Annotated in this window: 13 protein-coding genes and 2 pseudogenes; 6 read left to right on the top strand and 9 right to left on the bottom strand. The window is 62.5% G+C overall.

Annotation, left to right across the window (positions count from 1 at the left end; translation table 11 throughout):
- Window positions 1-178: 178 nt before the first annotated feature.
- Entirely contained in the window at window positions 179-1,150 is a 972-nt protein-coding gene (locus ACO550_RS23130) for a transporter (protein WP_315594410.1), read from the bottom strand.
- A 164-nt stretch (window positions 1,151-1,314) separates the two neighbouring features.
- A complete protein-coding gene (locus tag ACO550_RS23125) occupies window positions 1,315-2,376 on the bottom strand; it encodes an SMP-30/gluconolactonase/LRE family protein (RefSeq protein ID WP_315594409.1) in 1,062 nt (353 codons plus the stop codon).
- A 227-nt stretch (window positions 2,377-2,603) separates the two neighbouring features.
- Here ACO550_RS23125 and serA point away from each other — a divergent pair, with 227 nt between their 5' ends.
- A complete protein-coding gene (gene serA / locus ACO550_RS23120) occupies window positions 2,604-3,809 on the top strand; it encodes a phosphoglycerate dehydrogenase (RefSeq protein ID WP_315594408.1) in 1,206 nt (401 codons plus the stop codon).
- A gap of 168 nt (window positions 3,810-3,977) precedes the next feature.
- Window positions 3,978-4,961 (top strand): tripartite tricarboxylate transporter substrate binding protein, encoded by a 984-nt coding sequence (locus ACO550_RS23115; protein WP_315594407.1) that lies wholly within the window; start codon window positions 3,978-3,980, stop codon window positions 4,959-4,961.
- 61 nt (window positions 4,962-5,022) lie between these two features.
- Here the strand turns inward: ACO550_RS23115 and ACO550_RS23110 are convergent.
- The 3 genes and pseudogenes from ACO550_RS23110 to soxR form a co-directional block, all read right to left on the bottom strand.
- A pseudogene (locus ACO550_RS23110) lies at window positions 5,023-5,262 on the bottom strand (DUF4148 domain-containing protein); the annotation flags it as partial.
- Window positions 5,263-5,301: 39 nt separating this feature from the next.
- Window positions 5,302-5,511 (bottom strand): annotated as a pseudogene (locus tag ACO550_RS23105) (DUF4148 domain-containing protein); the annotation flags it as partial.
- A gap of 110 nt (window positions 5,512-5,621) precedes the next feature.
- Window positions 5,622-6,140 (bottom strand): redox-sensitive transcriptional activator SoxR, encoded by a 519-nt coding sequence (gene soxR / locus ACO550_RS23100; protein WP_315594406.1) that lies wholly within the window; start codon window positions 6,138-6,140, stop codon window positions 5,622-5,624.
- A gap of 131 nt (window positions 6,141-6,271) precedes the next feature.
- Here soxR and ACO550_RS23095 point away from each other — a divergent pair, with 131 nt between their 5' ends.
- Window positions 6,272-6,697, top strand: a complete 426-nt coding sequence (locus tag ACO550_RS23095; protein ID WP_315594405.1) for a Rid family hydrolase — start codon at window positions 6,272-6,274, stop codon at window positions 6,695-6,697.
- A 50-nt stretch (window positions 6,698-6,747) separates the two neighbouring features.
- On the opposite strand, the gene ACO550_RS23090 is transcribed toward ACO550_RS23095, so the two are convergent.
- Together ACO550_RS23090 and ACO550_RS23085 are read right to left on the bottom strand one after the other, a co-directional pair.
- The gene (locus tag ACO550_RS23090; protein WP_315594404.1) at window positions 6,748-7,020 is read right to left on the bottom strand and encodes a hypothetical protein; all 273 of its coding nucleotides are present in this window, start codon (window positions 7,018-7,020) and stop codon (window positions 6,748-6,750) included.
- Window positions 7,021-7,092: 72 nt separating this feature from the next.
- A complete protein-coding gene (locus tag ACO550_RS23085) occupies window positions 7,093-8,529 on the bottom strand; it encodes a BON domain-containing protein (RefSeq protein WP_315594403.1) in 1,437 nt (478 codons plus the stop codon).
- Between the two features lie 256 nt (window positions 8,530-8,785).
- On the opposite strand from ACO550_RS23085, the gene ACO550_RS23080 reads away from it, so the two are divergent.
- Window positions 8,786-9,139, top strand: a complete 354-nt coding sequence (locus ACO550_RS23080; protein ID WP_315594402.1) for a hypothetical protein — start codon at window positions 8,786-8,788, stop codon at window positions 9,137-9,139.
- A gap of 318 nt (window positions 9,140-9,457) precedes the next feature.
- The gene (locus ACO550_RS23075) at window positions 9,458-9,943 is read left to right on the top strand and encodes a hypothetical protein (protein WP_315594401.1); all 486 of its coding nucleotides are present in this window, start codon (window positions 9,458-9,460) and stop codon (window positions 9,941-9,943) included.
- Between the two features lie 19 nt (window positions 9,944-9,962).
- Here the strand turns inward: ACO550_RS23075 and ACO550_RS23070 are convergent, their stop codons facing one another.
- Entirely contained in the window at window positions 9,963-10,475 is a 513-nt protein-coding gene (locus ACO550_RS23070; RefSeq protein ID WP_315594400.1) for a malto-oligosyltrehalose synthase, read from the bottom strand.
- 232 nt (window positions 10,476-10,707) lie between these two features.
- Between ACO550_RS23070 and ACO550_RS23065 the strand changes: the two genes are divergently transcribed.
- Entirely contained in the window at window positions 10,708-11,016 is a 309-nt protein-coding gene (locus ACO550_RS23065; protein ID WP_315594399.1) for a hypothetical protein, read from the top strand.
- A gap of 113 nt (window positions 11,017-11,129) precedes the next feature.
- Here ACO550_RS23065 and ACO550_RS23060 read toward each other — a convergent pair whose 3' ends face one another.
- A complete protein-coding gene (locus tag ACO550_RS23060; RefSeq protein ID WP_315594398.1) occupies window positions 11,130-11,972 on the bottom strand; it encodes a BON domain-containing protein in 843 nt (280 codons plus the stop codon).
- Window positions 11,973-12,044: the final 72 nt, after the last annotated feature.

The raw sequence follows: 12,044 nt of genomic DNA, 5'->3' as shown, positions 1-12,044 counted from the left end.
AGCTTTTGATTTCTCGACCCATTTGGCCGTGCGTCTTCGGCCTGCAAGGTTGATATCGTTCGATCAGTCCGCGCAAGGTCCCAGCCGCACTGGCATGGCATTAGCGGGCGCGATACTGAACGACAGGCGTTACAGGAAAGTGATGTTTTCGTGATTTTTTAGCGTCGTGTTCTGAATATCAGAACACCAGCGTCGCCGTGGCCAGGACCGTGGCGGTACTGTCGAGGCGATTCTTGCTGGTCACGGTCGGCACCCAACGCAAGCTGAATGACAGTGGCGCCTTGCCGCCAAGCTTGGTGTCATAGGTAACGATCGGGCCGATCGTGAAATCGTGCCCGCGAAAGCCGTTGAGGCGGTCGGCCGTAGGCCCGGTATCGTTGCCAAGCTGCTGGACCGTGCCCATTACCAGCCCGGCGCCCCAGTTGCCAAACTTCTTTACACCCATCACATCGAGCGTAAACAGTGGCGCGTTCTGGTAATCGGTAGCCGAATTGCGTGTGTAGAACTGGAACGCCGCAACGGCATTGAACTCCAGCCCGTACTGCGGCATCAGGTGCGTAAAGGCTACCTGTGGCACGAAAGTCCAGGTGTTCAGGCTCGGATTGGCCAGCGCGTTCTTGTCATATTGGCCGGTCGGCGCCCACACATTGAAGCTCAGCGCCATATGGCTGGTCTTCGAGAAGTGGTAACCGGCGATCAGTGGGCTGAAATAGATGTCGTAGAGGTTCGATGCCCGGTCCGACGTGCCGCGGGAAAACGAGTTGCCACCGGGGCCGCTGAAGACGGCGTTGGTCCTGACCGTGGTCCACACATACGGTAGCGTGAAACTCGACGCAAAATTCCACGCGCCAGGGCCGGTATCCCATACCTTCATGATCGTCGCCAGCGTGAACGCGATCTTGGCGTCGATACCCGCCGTAGTGCGCCCGCCCACCGGCACCTCGCGCCCGCCGCTGATCGAACCATCCATATACAGCTCTTGCAGGTTGGCAATCCAGACCGGCTGGTCCGGAATCACCCCGATATTGGCTGACACACTGGTACCCGCCACCGGCCGGCCCAGCGCGCCCTCGGTCGCATGCGCGGCCACCGGCGTCAGGATTCCGCCCGCGGCCAGGGCACCAAGAACTGCGGTACTTGCGCGTTTCATGCGGTCTCCTTGTGGACGTGTGCCGGCATCCATCATGGCGATGTGGATGCAGCATCGTCGCAGATTCCACAAGGAATGGAATTTAGTTTTCTAAGTTCGAGAGTTGAATGTTTTAAGGCCCTGCCAGCGGTAATGCCGGCAGGGCCTGCGGCCAGGCACCAGACTCAGACCGCGCCGCGCGTCTCCACATAGAGCGCGTAGACCGAATGGCTGCTGGCCATATAAAGCCGGTTGCGCTTGGGACCGCCAAAGCACAGGTTCGGGCAGCGTTCGGGCAGGTGGATATGGCCAATGGCCTTGCCCTGCGGGTTGAAGACCCGCACGCCGTCGAGCTTCGACGGATCGGCGCCCGGCGCGCCGCTGCTGCCCCAACCCGCCCAGATATTGCCGTCGGCATCGACCTTGAAGCCGTCGAGTGCACCGGGGCCGTTGGCGTCGATCACCTTGGTCTTCCCACCAAGCTGACCATCGGCACCCACGTCATAGGCCCACATCACGCGGTACGGCTGGGCGCGCGACTCGATGACATAGAGCTTTTTTTCGTCCGGAGAAAACGCAAGGCCATTCGGGCCGGCCAGGTCGGCAATGACCTGCGTCACGCTGTTGTCTTTCGGGTCGATTCGATACACCGCATGCGGCAGCTCCGACGCTGCCTTGTCGCCCTCCCAGTCTCCCGCGATGCCGAATGGCGGATCGGTGAACCACAACGAGCCATCGGACTTGCAAACGATGTCATTGGGCGAGTTGAAGCGCTTGCCCTGGTAGCGATCGGCCAGCACCGTGATCGAGCCATCGTATTCGGTGCGCGTCACGCGCCGGGTCAGGTGTTCGCAACTGACCAGGCGGCCCTGGCGGTCCCGGCAATGGCCATTGGTGAAGTTGGCCGGCGAACGGAACACGCTCCACTGGTTCGACGTTTCATCGAACTTGATGATGCGGTTGTTTGGAATGTCCGAAAACAGCAGGTAACGGCCGTCTGCAAAATAGACCGGCCCTTCCACCCAACGGAATCCCGTGGCTACCTGCTCGACCGTGGAGCTGAACAGCCGGTACTTGCCAAAGCTGGGATCCAGGATCTCGACGGCCGGATCCGGATAACGCTGTGCAGCCTTGAACTCAAACGCCTGCGCCAGCGCCGAGCCGCTGGTGGCCACGGCGCCCAGCGCTGCGCCGGTCTTGAGCAAACGACGGCGTTGGGCATCCACGCCCGTCTTGTTGTCTTCCATGCTGTCTCCTCATCGATGGGCTTTGCCCGTTATCAAACTTTTATAGTTGTCCGACATCCTATGAGGAAAATTACTCATAAGCAAGCACTTGTACGACAACATCGACCTTCAGTGTCTTGCCCACTTCACCAGCACGGGTAAGGCTCGGTGCTATTGTCTGGATGTGCGCGTCCGGGACAGGACGCCCGACATGCCTTCTCAACTCTCCTGAAGTCCGCCCGACCATCATGGCCAGCGCTATCCTCCTCGAAAACATCCACGCCAGCGGGCAGCAACTGCTGGGCCGCCACCAGATCGACGTAGCCACGCAAAGCAAGGCCCTCGCCGGCGATGCACTGCTTGCGGCGGTGCGCGACCACGAATTGCTGGGCATCCGCTCGGCCACCCATCTGGGCGCCGACACCTTCGCCGAGGCCCGGCGCCTGCTGACCGTGGGTTGCTTCTGCATTGGTACCTCGCAGGTTGACCTCGGTGCCGCCGCGCACGCGGGTATTCCGGTATTCAATGCGCCGTTCTCGAATACCCGCTCGGTCGCGGAACTGGTGATTGGCCAGACCGTCATGCTGATGCGCCGCATTCCCGAGAAGAGCCGTGCGGCCCATCAGGGGCAATGGCAGAAAAGCGCCAAGGGGTCGTTCGAGATCCGTGGCAAGACCATGGCCGTGATCGGCTACGGCAATATCGGTGCCCAGGTCGGCATCCTGGCCGAAGCCATGGGCATGCGCGTGGTGTTCTACGACATCCGTCCGCGCCTGTCGATCGGTGGCGCGGTGCCCATGCACTCGTTGGAAGACGCACTGGCGGCGGCCGATGTCGTAACGCTGCACGTACCGGCCACGCCGCAGACACGCAACCTGCTCAATGCCAAGGCGCTGGCGGGAATGCGTCCGGGCAGCATCCTGCTCAATGCGTCGCGCGGTACCGTGGTCGATATCGAGGCACTGGCAAAACTGCTCGACACGGGCCATATCGGTGGTGCCGCCATCGACGTGTTCCCGGAAGAGCCGCGCAGCAATGCCGATCCGTTCATCACGCCGCTGCAGGGCAAGCCCAACGTCATCCTGACCCCGCATGTGGGTGGCAGCACCGAGGAGGCCCAGGAGAACATTGGTGTCGAAGTGGCCACCAAGCTGGCCAATTTCCTTGAAACCGGTGCGACCATCGGCGCGGTGAACCTGCCGCAGATCCAGCCTAATCCGCTTGATTCGCCGGCCCGCGTACTCAATATCCACTACAACCGGCCCGGCACGCTGTCGCACTTCAACCAGGCACTGGCCGAGATCGGCGCCAATATCGAAGCGCAGCAACTGCAGACCGAAGGCGATATCGGTTATGCCATCACCGATATCAGCCTGGTGCCGCCGGCTGGCTGGGCGGAGCGCCTGATGGAGCATGAGGCCTTTATCCGCACGCGCGTGATCGTGGGCGCCTGACCCTGCGTGCCGCATGCGCACGATGCATGCGGCAGATGAAATCGGCGGATATGCGACGCCAGTCCGCCGATCCCTGATAGCCGCCACCCGGCGGCATTGTCATACTGCGCGAACAACCTCGCAGACCGGACATGACAGATCCGGCAGACATATTCAGGAGACAACTTTATGCAACGACGTCGCTTGCTTCGCATCGCGCTCGCCGCTACCGGTCTGGCGCTGGCACCAACGCTGTCCACCAGCGCTCTGGCAGCCGATGATTTCCCTACCCGCCCGATCAAGCTGATCGTGCCCTATGGCGCCGGTGGCGTGACCGACCAGGTGACGCGCGCGCTGGCCGATGCAGCGGGCCGCGAACTGGGCCAATCGATCGTGGTGGAGAACAAGCCCGGCGTCAGCGGCACACTAGGTGCCACGCAGATGGTGACTACCGAGCCCGACGGCTACACGCTGAGCATGGCGCCGGTGGTGATCTTCCGGCTGCCGCACGTGCAGAAGATGCGCTACGACCCGCTCAAGGACCTGACGTACGTGTCGATGATTGCCGATTACAACTTCGCCGTAGCGGTAAAGAAGGACGCGAAGTGGCAGACCATGCAGGAACTGATTGCCGATGCCAAGGCCGACAAGAAAGGCATCAGCTATGGCACCACTGGCATCTACGGCAGCCAGCACCTGACCATCTCGGAACTGGCGCGCGTATCGCAATCGAACTGGACACACGTACCGTACAAGGGCGATGCCGAAGCCATTACGGCACTGCTGGGTGGCTCGTCCGATGTGGCGGTACTTTCGAATACGCTGCTGCCGTATGTGCAGAGCGGGCAGATGCGCGTACTGGCCACGCTGTCCGAGAAACGCGCCGCGGATTTCCCGAATGCGCCAACGCTAAAGGAGATCGGCTATCCGGTCTGGTCGAACTCGCCGTTCGGCATCATTGGCCCGGCCAATATGAAACCGGCGGTCGTGAAGCGGCTTGACGAGGCCTTCCGCAAGGCGTTGACCGATCCAAAGTTCCTGAACGTGACACGCCAGTACGGCATGGTCACCAACTACATGAACCCGGAACAGTACGCGGCCTATGCGCAGAAGGCGTTCAAGAGCGAAGGCGAGATCATCGAGCGCCTGGCTGCCGCGATGAAGAACCAGTAGCAGGAATGGACGCCAGCGCACGAGAGATGCGCTGGCGGTCGCCGGTGGCGCTGCACGACGCTCAGGCCCCATCGAAGAACGGATTGCGCGGACGGTCGATCCGGTAGGTTGCCTGTCCACCTTGCACCGATGCCATCTTCACCACACGCGGCTGCGTTGCGGTCGATACGGTGGACGCAGTCGATACAGTCGTCGCAGCCTGAGCGGACAGTTTGGCTTCCGCCGCCTGGATATCGGCGGGATAGTCATTGCTGACCCGGAACGGATTGTAGCCGGCCTTCTCCACCTGCAGCAGATCCTTGCGAACCTGGGCACGCGTTTCGGGCTGCACCGCCGGAATGCCTTCGCTGGCGGCGACCTTGGCTTCCGCAGCCTGGATATCCGCCGGATAGTTGTCACTGTTGCCCGCGGGGTCATAGCCAGCCTTCTCCACACGGACAAGATCGGCTACCACCTGGGCGCGGGTCACAGGTGCCTGGATGCTTTGGGCGAAAGTCAGGGCCGGTACCGCAACAAGCGCGGCGGCGGCCAGCAGGTTCAACGTTTTCATGAGGGTGCTCCTTGTCAGAAGTTTGAACAACGACGCCTCTCAGCGTCTGCACCCATCATGCGCTGCAACAACGATCCACTCTTGCGCGATTGCACGGTATTGTTGCGATGTCACGGCTTGCGTTTGCGGTGCTGGCAAGTGCCTTCCTCCACATGCGCCCCGGGCCCCTGCATGGCCATCACGTCCTGCGGATTGCGCAGCGGACACGCCTTCAGCGACAGGCATCCGCAACCGATGCAGCCGTCGAGCTGGTCACGCAACATGGTCAACGTGCGGATGCGCGCGTCAAGGTCCTCGCGCCAAGCCGCTGACAGACGGCGCCAGTCGGCCACGGTAGGCGCCTTGCCAATCGGCAATTTTTCAAAGGCCTCGGCAATCACCGATAGCGGCAAGCCCATGCGTTGCGCCACGCGGATCACCGCCAGCCGGCGCAGGATGCCCCGCGGATAGCGACGCTGGTTGCCCGTGCTGCGCGCGCTTGAAATCAAGCCCTTCGATTCATAGAAATGCAGCGCGGATACCGCGATGCCACTGCGCTCGGCGACTTCGCCGACGGTAAGCGGATCGCGCGAGCGCTTGGGGCGCTCGGCAAGCTCGGTAACTGTAGAGGATTTTAGCTGGCGGGCCATGGTGACTGAAGCGAGTACTGAGGCAAGGACTGCGGTAAGAAACCGTACCGGCAGCATGGTAGCGCAATCGTGCTTGACCTCAAGTGCACTTTAGGTTTGATACTGGCGCCCCATCCATTGAGGACCCTGCAATGCTGCTTGAATCGCCCCGCGCACCCTACCTCGAATTTATCAATCCGCCCGATCTCTATGACCCACGCATCAACGGGTATTCCCACGTTGCCGTGGCCAACCACGCTGCAAAGATCATCTTTGCCGCAGGCCAGGGCGGCGAGGACATGTGTGGCGGCTTGCGCGCCGATTTCGCGGTGCAAGTCAAACAGGCGCTGGCCAACCTGCGCACCGCACTGCAAGCCGCAGGCGCCGATATTCCCGATATAGCCAAAGTGACCGTGATGATCGTCGACCACTCGATGGAGCGCCTGGCCATCTTCAGCCGCGCATGGCGTGAACTGCTGGGCGACTGGCCTGCGCCGGCGTGCACGCTGATCCCGGTGCCACGCCTGGCGCTGGACGGCATGCTATTCGAAATCGAGGCGGTTGCCGTATTGCCCTAGCTACCGTTCCGGGCCCTTGGTCATTTGGGGCGGTGCGGCCTTATCGCATGTCACGAATGGTTATCGGTGGAAGGCGCATCAGGGTCACGGCTACCGGGATCCAGCAGATCCTGACTGCCACCGCGCGGTGGCGCCTCGCTGCCCTGCGTGTCGCGTGCTACGGGAACATCGGGGTTGGATGCCCGGCGCGTTGCAACCGGGTCACGCTCATCACGTGCTTCGGCACCCGACGGTCCTTCCTGCTGCGTCGTGTTGTGTTCGTCGGCATTGCGGCGACGAGCCCGGTTGCGACGGCGTCGGGTACCTGCATAGGCGAATGGCATGGCGTCTCCTGCGTCTCGTTGTCATTGTCCAGGCGCGGCCGGCACGGACCACATGCCGGCCGGCGAGGCTGATCAGGTATCTGATTTGCCGGAAGTGGAACTGCCGCTCAAACCACCGAGGCCACCGCTGCCGAGCCCACTACCCAGGCTGCCGCTGCTGCCTGCGGCACTTGACGAAGCGGTACCCGTCGACGACCTGCCTTGCCCACTGTTTTCAGCAAGACCGCCGCCTGCCTGCGCCATCTGAGACAGGCTCGATGACCCGGAGCGACCGGCCGTTTCCCGTGTGACGCGAATCTGGTTGTGAACGTCCTTGACCCCGAACACGTCGTCGGCCATATCCTCGATCCGGTATTTCTGTTGACGGTCCTGCACGGTACCGCTCAACGTCACCACGCCCGCGCTGACCGCCACCTCGACTTCGCGCACATCCACGCGACTGCTCAGTGCCAGCCGCTCGCACAGATCCTCGCGAATCCGCTCGTCGGAACGTTGATAGCCTTTGGGACCAACCTGGCGCGCGCGCCTGGCCATTGCCGAACCACCGGCACCGCCATAACCGCGGTTCATGCTGTCGCGCTCGCTGGCGCCCGTGAAGTGTTCATACGCGCGATCGTCGGTGCGATCGTCGGAACCATAGCCGCGCTGTCCGCTGCGCATGCGATTGCCACCGTAACGATCTTCGCGCCGGTCCTGGCCCTCGAGCCAGTCCGCAGCCGCACCACGTTGCCATGTGCGATAGCTCTGACCTTCGGGCGGCTCGTAGTCCGAGACACCATAACCGCCGCGATAATGCGTGCGCATGTCAGGGGCCGGCAACGAACTGTCGCGCCATGCCTCGCGGCCACCCTGCCTCTGGTTTTCCCATCCGCCTTGACGGCTACCCTCACCACGCGAGCCGCCTCGCGCAGGCTGGTCCCACTGCGCACGCCCCTGACCCCACTCATCGCGCTGGCTGCCCTGCTGGCTGGACCATTGACTACCGCGTCCGGCTCTTTCCTCCTGATGCCAGTCCCCCCATCGTTCACGACCTTCGCGGCCTTCGCGACCGGCAGCCTCGTCCGATCCGAAACCGTAGCGTCGGCCCGCATCGCGATCTTCACGCTGTCGGCCTTCACCATATTCGCCATAGCGCCCTTCACCATACTCGCCACCCTGCGGTTGCGACTGACGTTGCGAAGGACGCTGCGGCTGCGCTTCATAGCCACCGTAGCCACTGGAGGAAACCGACGATGCGCTGCGCGCGCCGCCCGGTTGCTGACCACTGCCCTGCCAATCGCTGCCTGACCCGGGCTGAGAGCTGGCGCGCCCTTGCCAGTCGCTGCTACCGCCCTGCTGCCGATGCGTCAGCCAATCGCTGCTGAACTGCTCTTGCTGGCGTTGCCGCGACGGATACGACGCGCGACGTGTATCACGGCTGCTATCGTCGTCACGAGCGTTGTCACGATCCGTTTCATTGTTTCCGTAGCGGTCGTCGGAACCACTACCGCTGTTATGTCCCTGGTTCATGAGCGTCTCCGGTTTAGGGCAATACGGGTATGCCGACGCAAGTTCCGTACCGCGCCATTCGCGCTGTCCAGATGCGCTCCAGCCGGCGCGTTCCGCCCGAGACGAAAGCTCCTATTTACATGACCCTATAAATCCTGCAGGCGGCTCCCACAACCTGTAGTCGAGTTCCTACAGCCGATTCAGGCGCATGCCCCTGAGCGCGGGGGTACGTGGCACATATCGTGAAGACACCGTTACCAATATCGGGAGACGCAATATGAAACGCATCCTTGCCACCACCGCGCTGGCCCTGAGTTCGATTCTCTGTGTGCCCGCCATGGCGCAACAGGCTCCGGTCTCGCCCAACGCGCCGAATCCGAGCGCACCACCCGCCCCGGAAGGCCCAGCAAACCCCCGCAGCAATACCGCCCCGGGCACCATGCCGGGCAGTGCGATGAGCGGAAACATGAGCAGTGGATCGGGCATGCAGCACGATTCCACCAAGTCCACGACGAAGAACACCGGCGATCGGGCCAAGAAGCCGCGTCAGCAGAATGCGCCCCCCTACCCGACCGCGGATGCCCCTTCCGGCCCGAAGGGTGACTCACCCGATCCGGCACCGAAACAGTAACGTGATCGCGTAACACGGAATCTGCCAAGACGGTCCATACTGGTATTGCCGCGACTTCCCTTTCCCGGGGCTTCGCCCTTGCAAGTCACGGCGGGCGCGCCGCATTCAGGCTTTCGAGCCTGGATGCGGCGCGTTTTTTGCGTGTGTTGGTTTGTGCTTGTCTGGCTTCTTTTGTGCTTCTTGGGTGCGAGTGAAGTTACGCAACTGAATTTCGGATCTGCACAATATTAACCACGCCCGCGGTATCGAATCTCACTGTCTGGCCGCGTGCGTCATCTACAGTTAGAACGTGAATGAGTACGGGAACCGGAGACGTACATGGATGCACTGAACACCACACTGGCACGGCTTGCCCGTCTGGCACTGGCGTGTGCGGAATCATTGTCGGCCGTGGCCGCTTCCGCCCCGGACCCGCAGATCCGGGCAGTGCTCGCGCATCGGGCCAACATGCAGCGTTGTGCGGCAGCCGAGTTGGGCAGACGTGCCCAAGACGGTGCGCCCGCGGCACCGGAGCCATTCTCGGCAGGCCAGCGGCGCGGTGATCCGCCACACGTCTCGCCACCGGTTGAAATGGGAGAGTTGCCGTTGCTGCGCCATGCCACGCAGCAAGCTGCGCGCGCGGCAGCCGCTTACGGCGAGTTGCTGCGCGAGCCGCTGGCAGATGCCGAATTGCGACTGCTGCTGGCGCACTACTATCGGGGAGCCACCGAATTGCAACGGCTGCTTGAACAACGGGCGCTGGAATTCACGCCTTCGCGCACGCCGGGTGCTGCCGCCCGCCGTTCCGTGCCACCGCTTCATTGAACATGGAGGTTTCAGGACATCACGCCTGCCGATGTGCGGTAAGTTCCTGCTGAGGCTGGTAGGGACGAATCACGACTGCAACGTAGTCCTGGTCATCGGGATTGACTACCAGATAAACCAGGCCTGACATGACCAGCGCCACCTCGCCGATCTGCGCGGCAATCCTTGCAGCAATAAAGTACTGCAGCAGATGGGGATCGACACTGGCATCGATCGCGCGCGCAGCGACGGCGATTGTCGACATGCACTGCTCGGCAGCCCGACAGACCACCACCACTTCATCGATGGCATAGCCAGTCTGCGCAGCACGTACCAGCACCGAAATGCCTTCACTGGTCCTGGCGCGATGCCAGCCCGGTTTGGCGCGAAAGTCGGGGAGCTTGAGCTTGGCGCCGAGGTCGTGGGCCACGGCATTGAACTGTTGAGCGAAATCATGGGGACTGATACCCAGCAACTGCTTCTCGACCGGGGTCGACGATACGGCCACCGATGATGCCAGGCTCAGGGTGACCAGAATGCTGGAAAGGTTCATCGCTCGCTCCCTTGCGCGATCCACGCCACACGCCCTCGTGCACGCCTGCATACCGCAATTGCCGTTCCAGCCTCTTCCGGGCGACGGCACTGGCAGGGCGCATCGGGGTGGTCCCCTGTCATCACTATAGGCGTCGGGCGACACTCGTGGAAACCCGGATTGGACCACCCACTCTTCTGGCATGCAACTTGCCATTTTTGTACCTTCCAGCCACATCGAACCGACAGGAGTCATGATGAGCAAGATTTCTCGACGCAGTCATCCGGACATGCCGGTGGACGACACCGGCGCCAGCGATCCCGATAGCGTTCCCAGCACGCTCGATCCGGATCTGGAATACGAAGCCAGCGAGGAAATCGAACGTGAACTTGCCGATGCTGGACACAGGCGGCATATGGGATCCGACGATGAAATTCCAGAGGAAGAGATTTCGGACGAGGTGATCCACGCCGCCGAGGAATTGCCCTCGGATACACCCGTCGATCGCGCCGACCAGACCGACAAGCGGATGGAGACCCCGCCGAGCGGGCGCGACCTCTAACTGGAGCGGCCGGAGCAGCCTGATCAGCCGCGCTACGCGTCACCAGGACGAAAAAAGCCCCGGCAGGGCCGGGGCGCGCGGGTGGTCCGGAATGGCCGCGCGGTTGTTACTCGTTACTCGGATGCCAGCACGCCGTATGGTCGCACGTGAATCTGGTTGACCACGTCGGCAACGCCGTAGGTATCGTCAGCGATATCCTCGACTTCATATTTCATGCGCCGATTGTCAACGGTGCCGGTCAGCGTGACCACGCCGGCGGCAACCGTCACGGTCACGTCGCTGACATCCAGCGCCGGCGTATCCGCCAGGCGCTCGCAGACTTCCTCGCGCACCCGTTCATCCGAACGCGTGTAGTTCTTGGGACCGGCCGGCCTGGCGCCTGCATAGCCGTATGGCCCGCGCCGCTCGACGGATTCACCTGGACGCGGACGTTGACGGAAATTGCGTCCGCCCTCGACACCATAGTCTTCGTAGCCGCTGCCGTATCCGCTACGCGTGCCGCTCCAACGTTCATCGGGGCCAGCAGGCTGAGAAGGCTGCTCACGCGACGATTGCGAACCTGCGTGATAGCCATCCTCATAACCGCTGCTGTACGCGGTGACATAACCACGGCTATGCGGCGTGCTTTCATCGGGTGCTTCATCGTAGGTGGAGCGGCCGGGATAGTAGACCGTTGCGCCACGCGAACGCCATCCGCCACTCAGTTGTGCGGTACGGCCCTGGCGCCATGCGTTGTCATTACGAGGATCATCGTTTTGCCAACGCGGATCGCGCGCATCGCGGGTGGCGTACGGATCGTACGGATTGCGTTCACCGCCGTTGCCATACCGTCCGGCTGACAGGTCGCGACGGCGCCAATGACGGTCGTCGCCCGGCACGGGACCGTAGCCTTCCTCATAGCCTCCATACTGCTGGTCGGGCCGATGGCGACGGCCGTACTCGTCTGATCGCTTCATCGTCTTGCCTCCGTTGGACAGGGGCGCGTAGGCCCCGATACTCCAATGCGGGCAAGTTTCATACCGTCGCCG

The organism is Cupriavidus sp., assembly GCF_057315035.1.
The sequence above is the reverse complement of the archived record's forward strand: the minus strand, read 5'-3'. Positions and strand labels throughout refer to the sequence as shown.

Coding starts and splice junctions, on each gene's coding strand:
- ACO550_RS23130 (WP_315594410.1), bottom strand. CDS start 1,150: ATGAAACGCGCAAGTACCGCAGTTCTTGGTGCCCTGGCCGCGGGCGGA.
- ACO550_RS23125 (WP_315594409.1), bottom strand. CDS start 2,376: ATGGAAGACAACAAGACGGGCGTGGATGCCCAACGCCGTCGTTTGCTC.
- serA (WP_315594408.1), top strand. CDS start 2,604: ATGGCCAGCGCTATCCTCCTCGAAAACATCCACGCCAGCGGGCAGCAA.
- ACO550_RS23115 (WP_315594407.1), top strand. CDS start 3,978: ATGCAACGACGTCGCTTGCTTCGCATCGCGCTCGCCGCTACCGGTCTG.
- soxR (WP_315594406.1), bottom strand. CDS start 6,140: ATGGCCCGCCAGCTAAAATCCTCTACAGTTACCGAGCTTGCCGAGCGC.
- ACO550_RS23095 (WP_315594405.1), top strand. CDS start 6,272: ATGCTGCTTGAATCGCCCCGCGCACCCTACCTCGAATTTATCAATCCG.
- ACO550_RS23090 (WP_315594404.1), bottom strand. CDS start 7,020: ATGCCATTCGCCTATGCAGGTACCCGACGCCGTCGCAACCGGGCTCGT.
- ACO550_RS23085 (WP_315594403.1), bottom strand. CDS start 8,529: ATGAACCAGGGACATAACAGCGGTAGTGGTTCCGACGACCGCTACGGA.
- ACO550_RS23080 (WP_315594402.1), top strand. CDS start 8,786: ATGAAACGCATCCTTGCCACCACCGCGCTGGCCCTGAGTTCGATTCTC.
- ACO550_RS23075 (WP_315594401.1), top strand. CDS start 9,458: ATGGATGCACTGAACACCACACTGGCACGGCTTGCCCGTCTGGCACTG.
- ACO550_RS23070 (WP_315594400.1), bottom strand. CDS start 10,475: ATGAACCTTTCCAGCATTCTGGTCACCCTGAGCCTGGCATCATCGGTG.
- ACO550_RS23065 (WP_315594399.1), top strand. CDS start 10,708: ATGATGAGCAAGATTTCTCGACGCAGTCATCCGGACATGCCGGTGGAC.
- ACO550_RS23060 (WP_315594398.1), bottom strand. CDS start 11,972: ATGAAGCGATCAGACGAGTACGGCCGTCGCCATCGGCCCGACCAGCAG.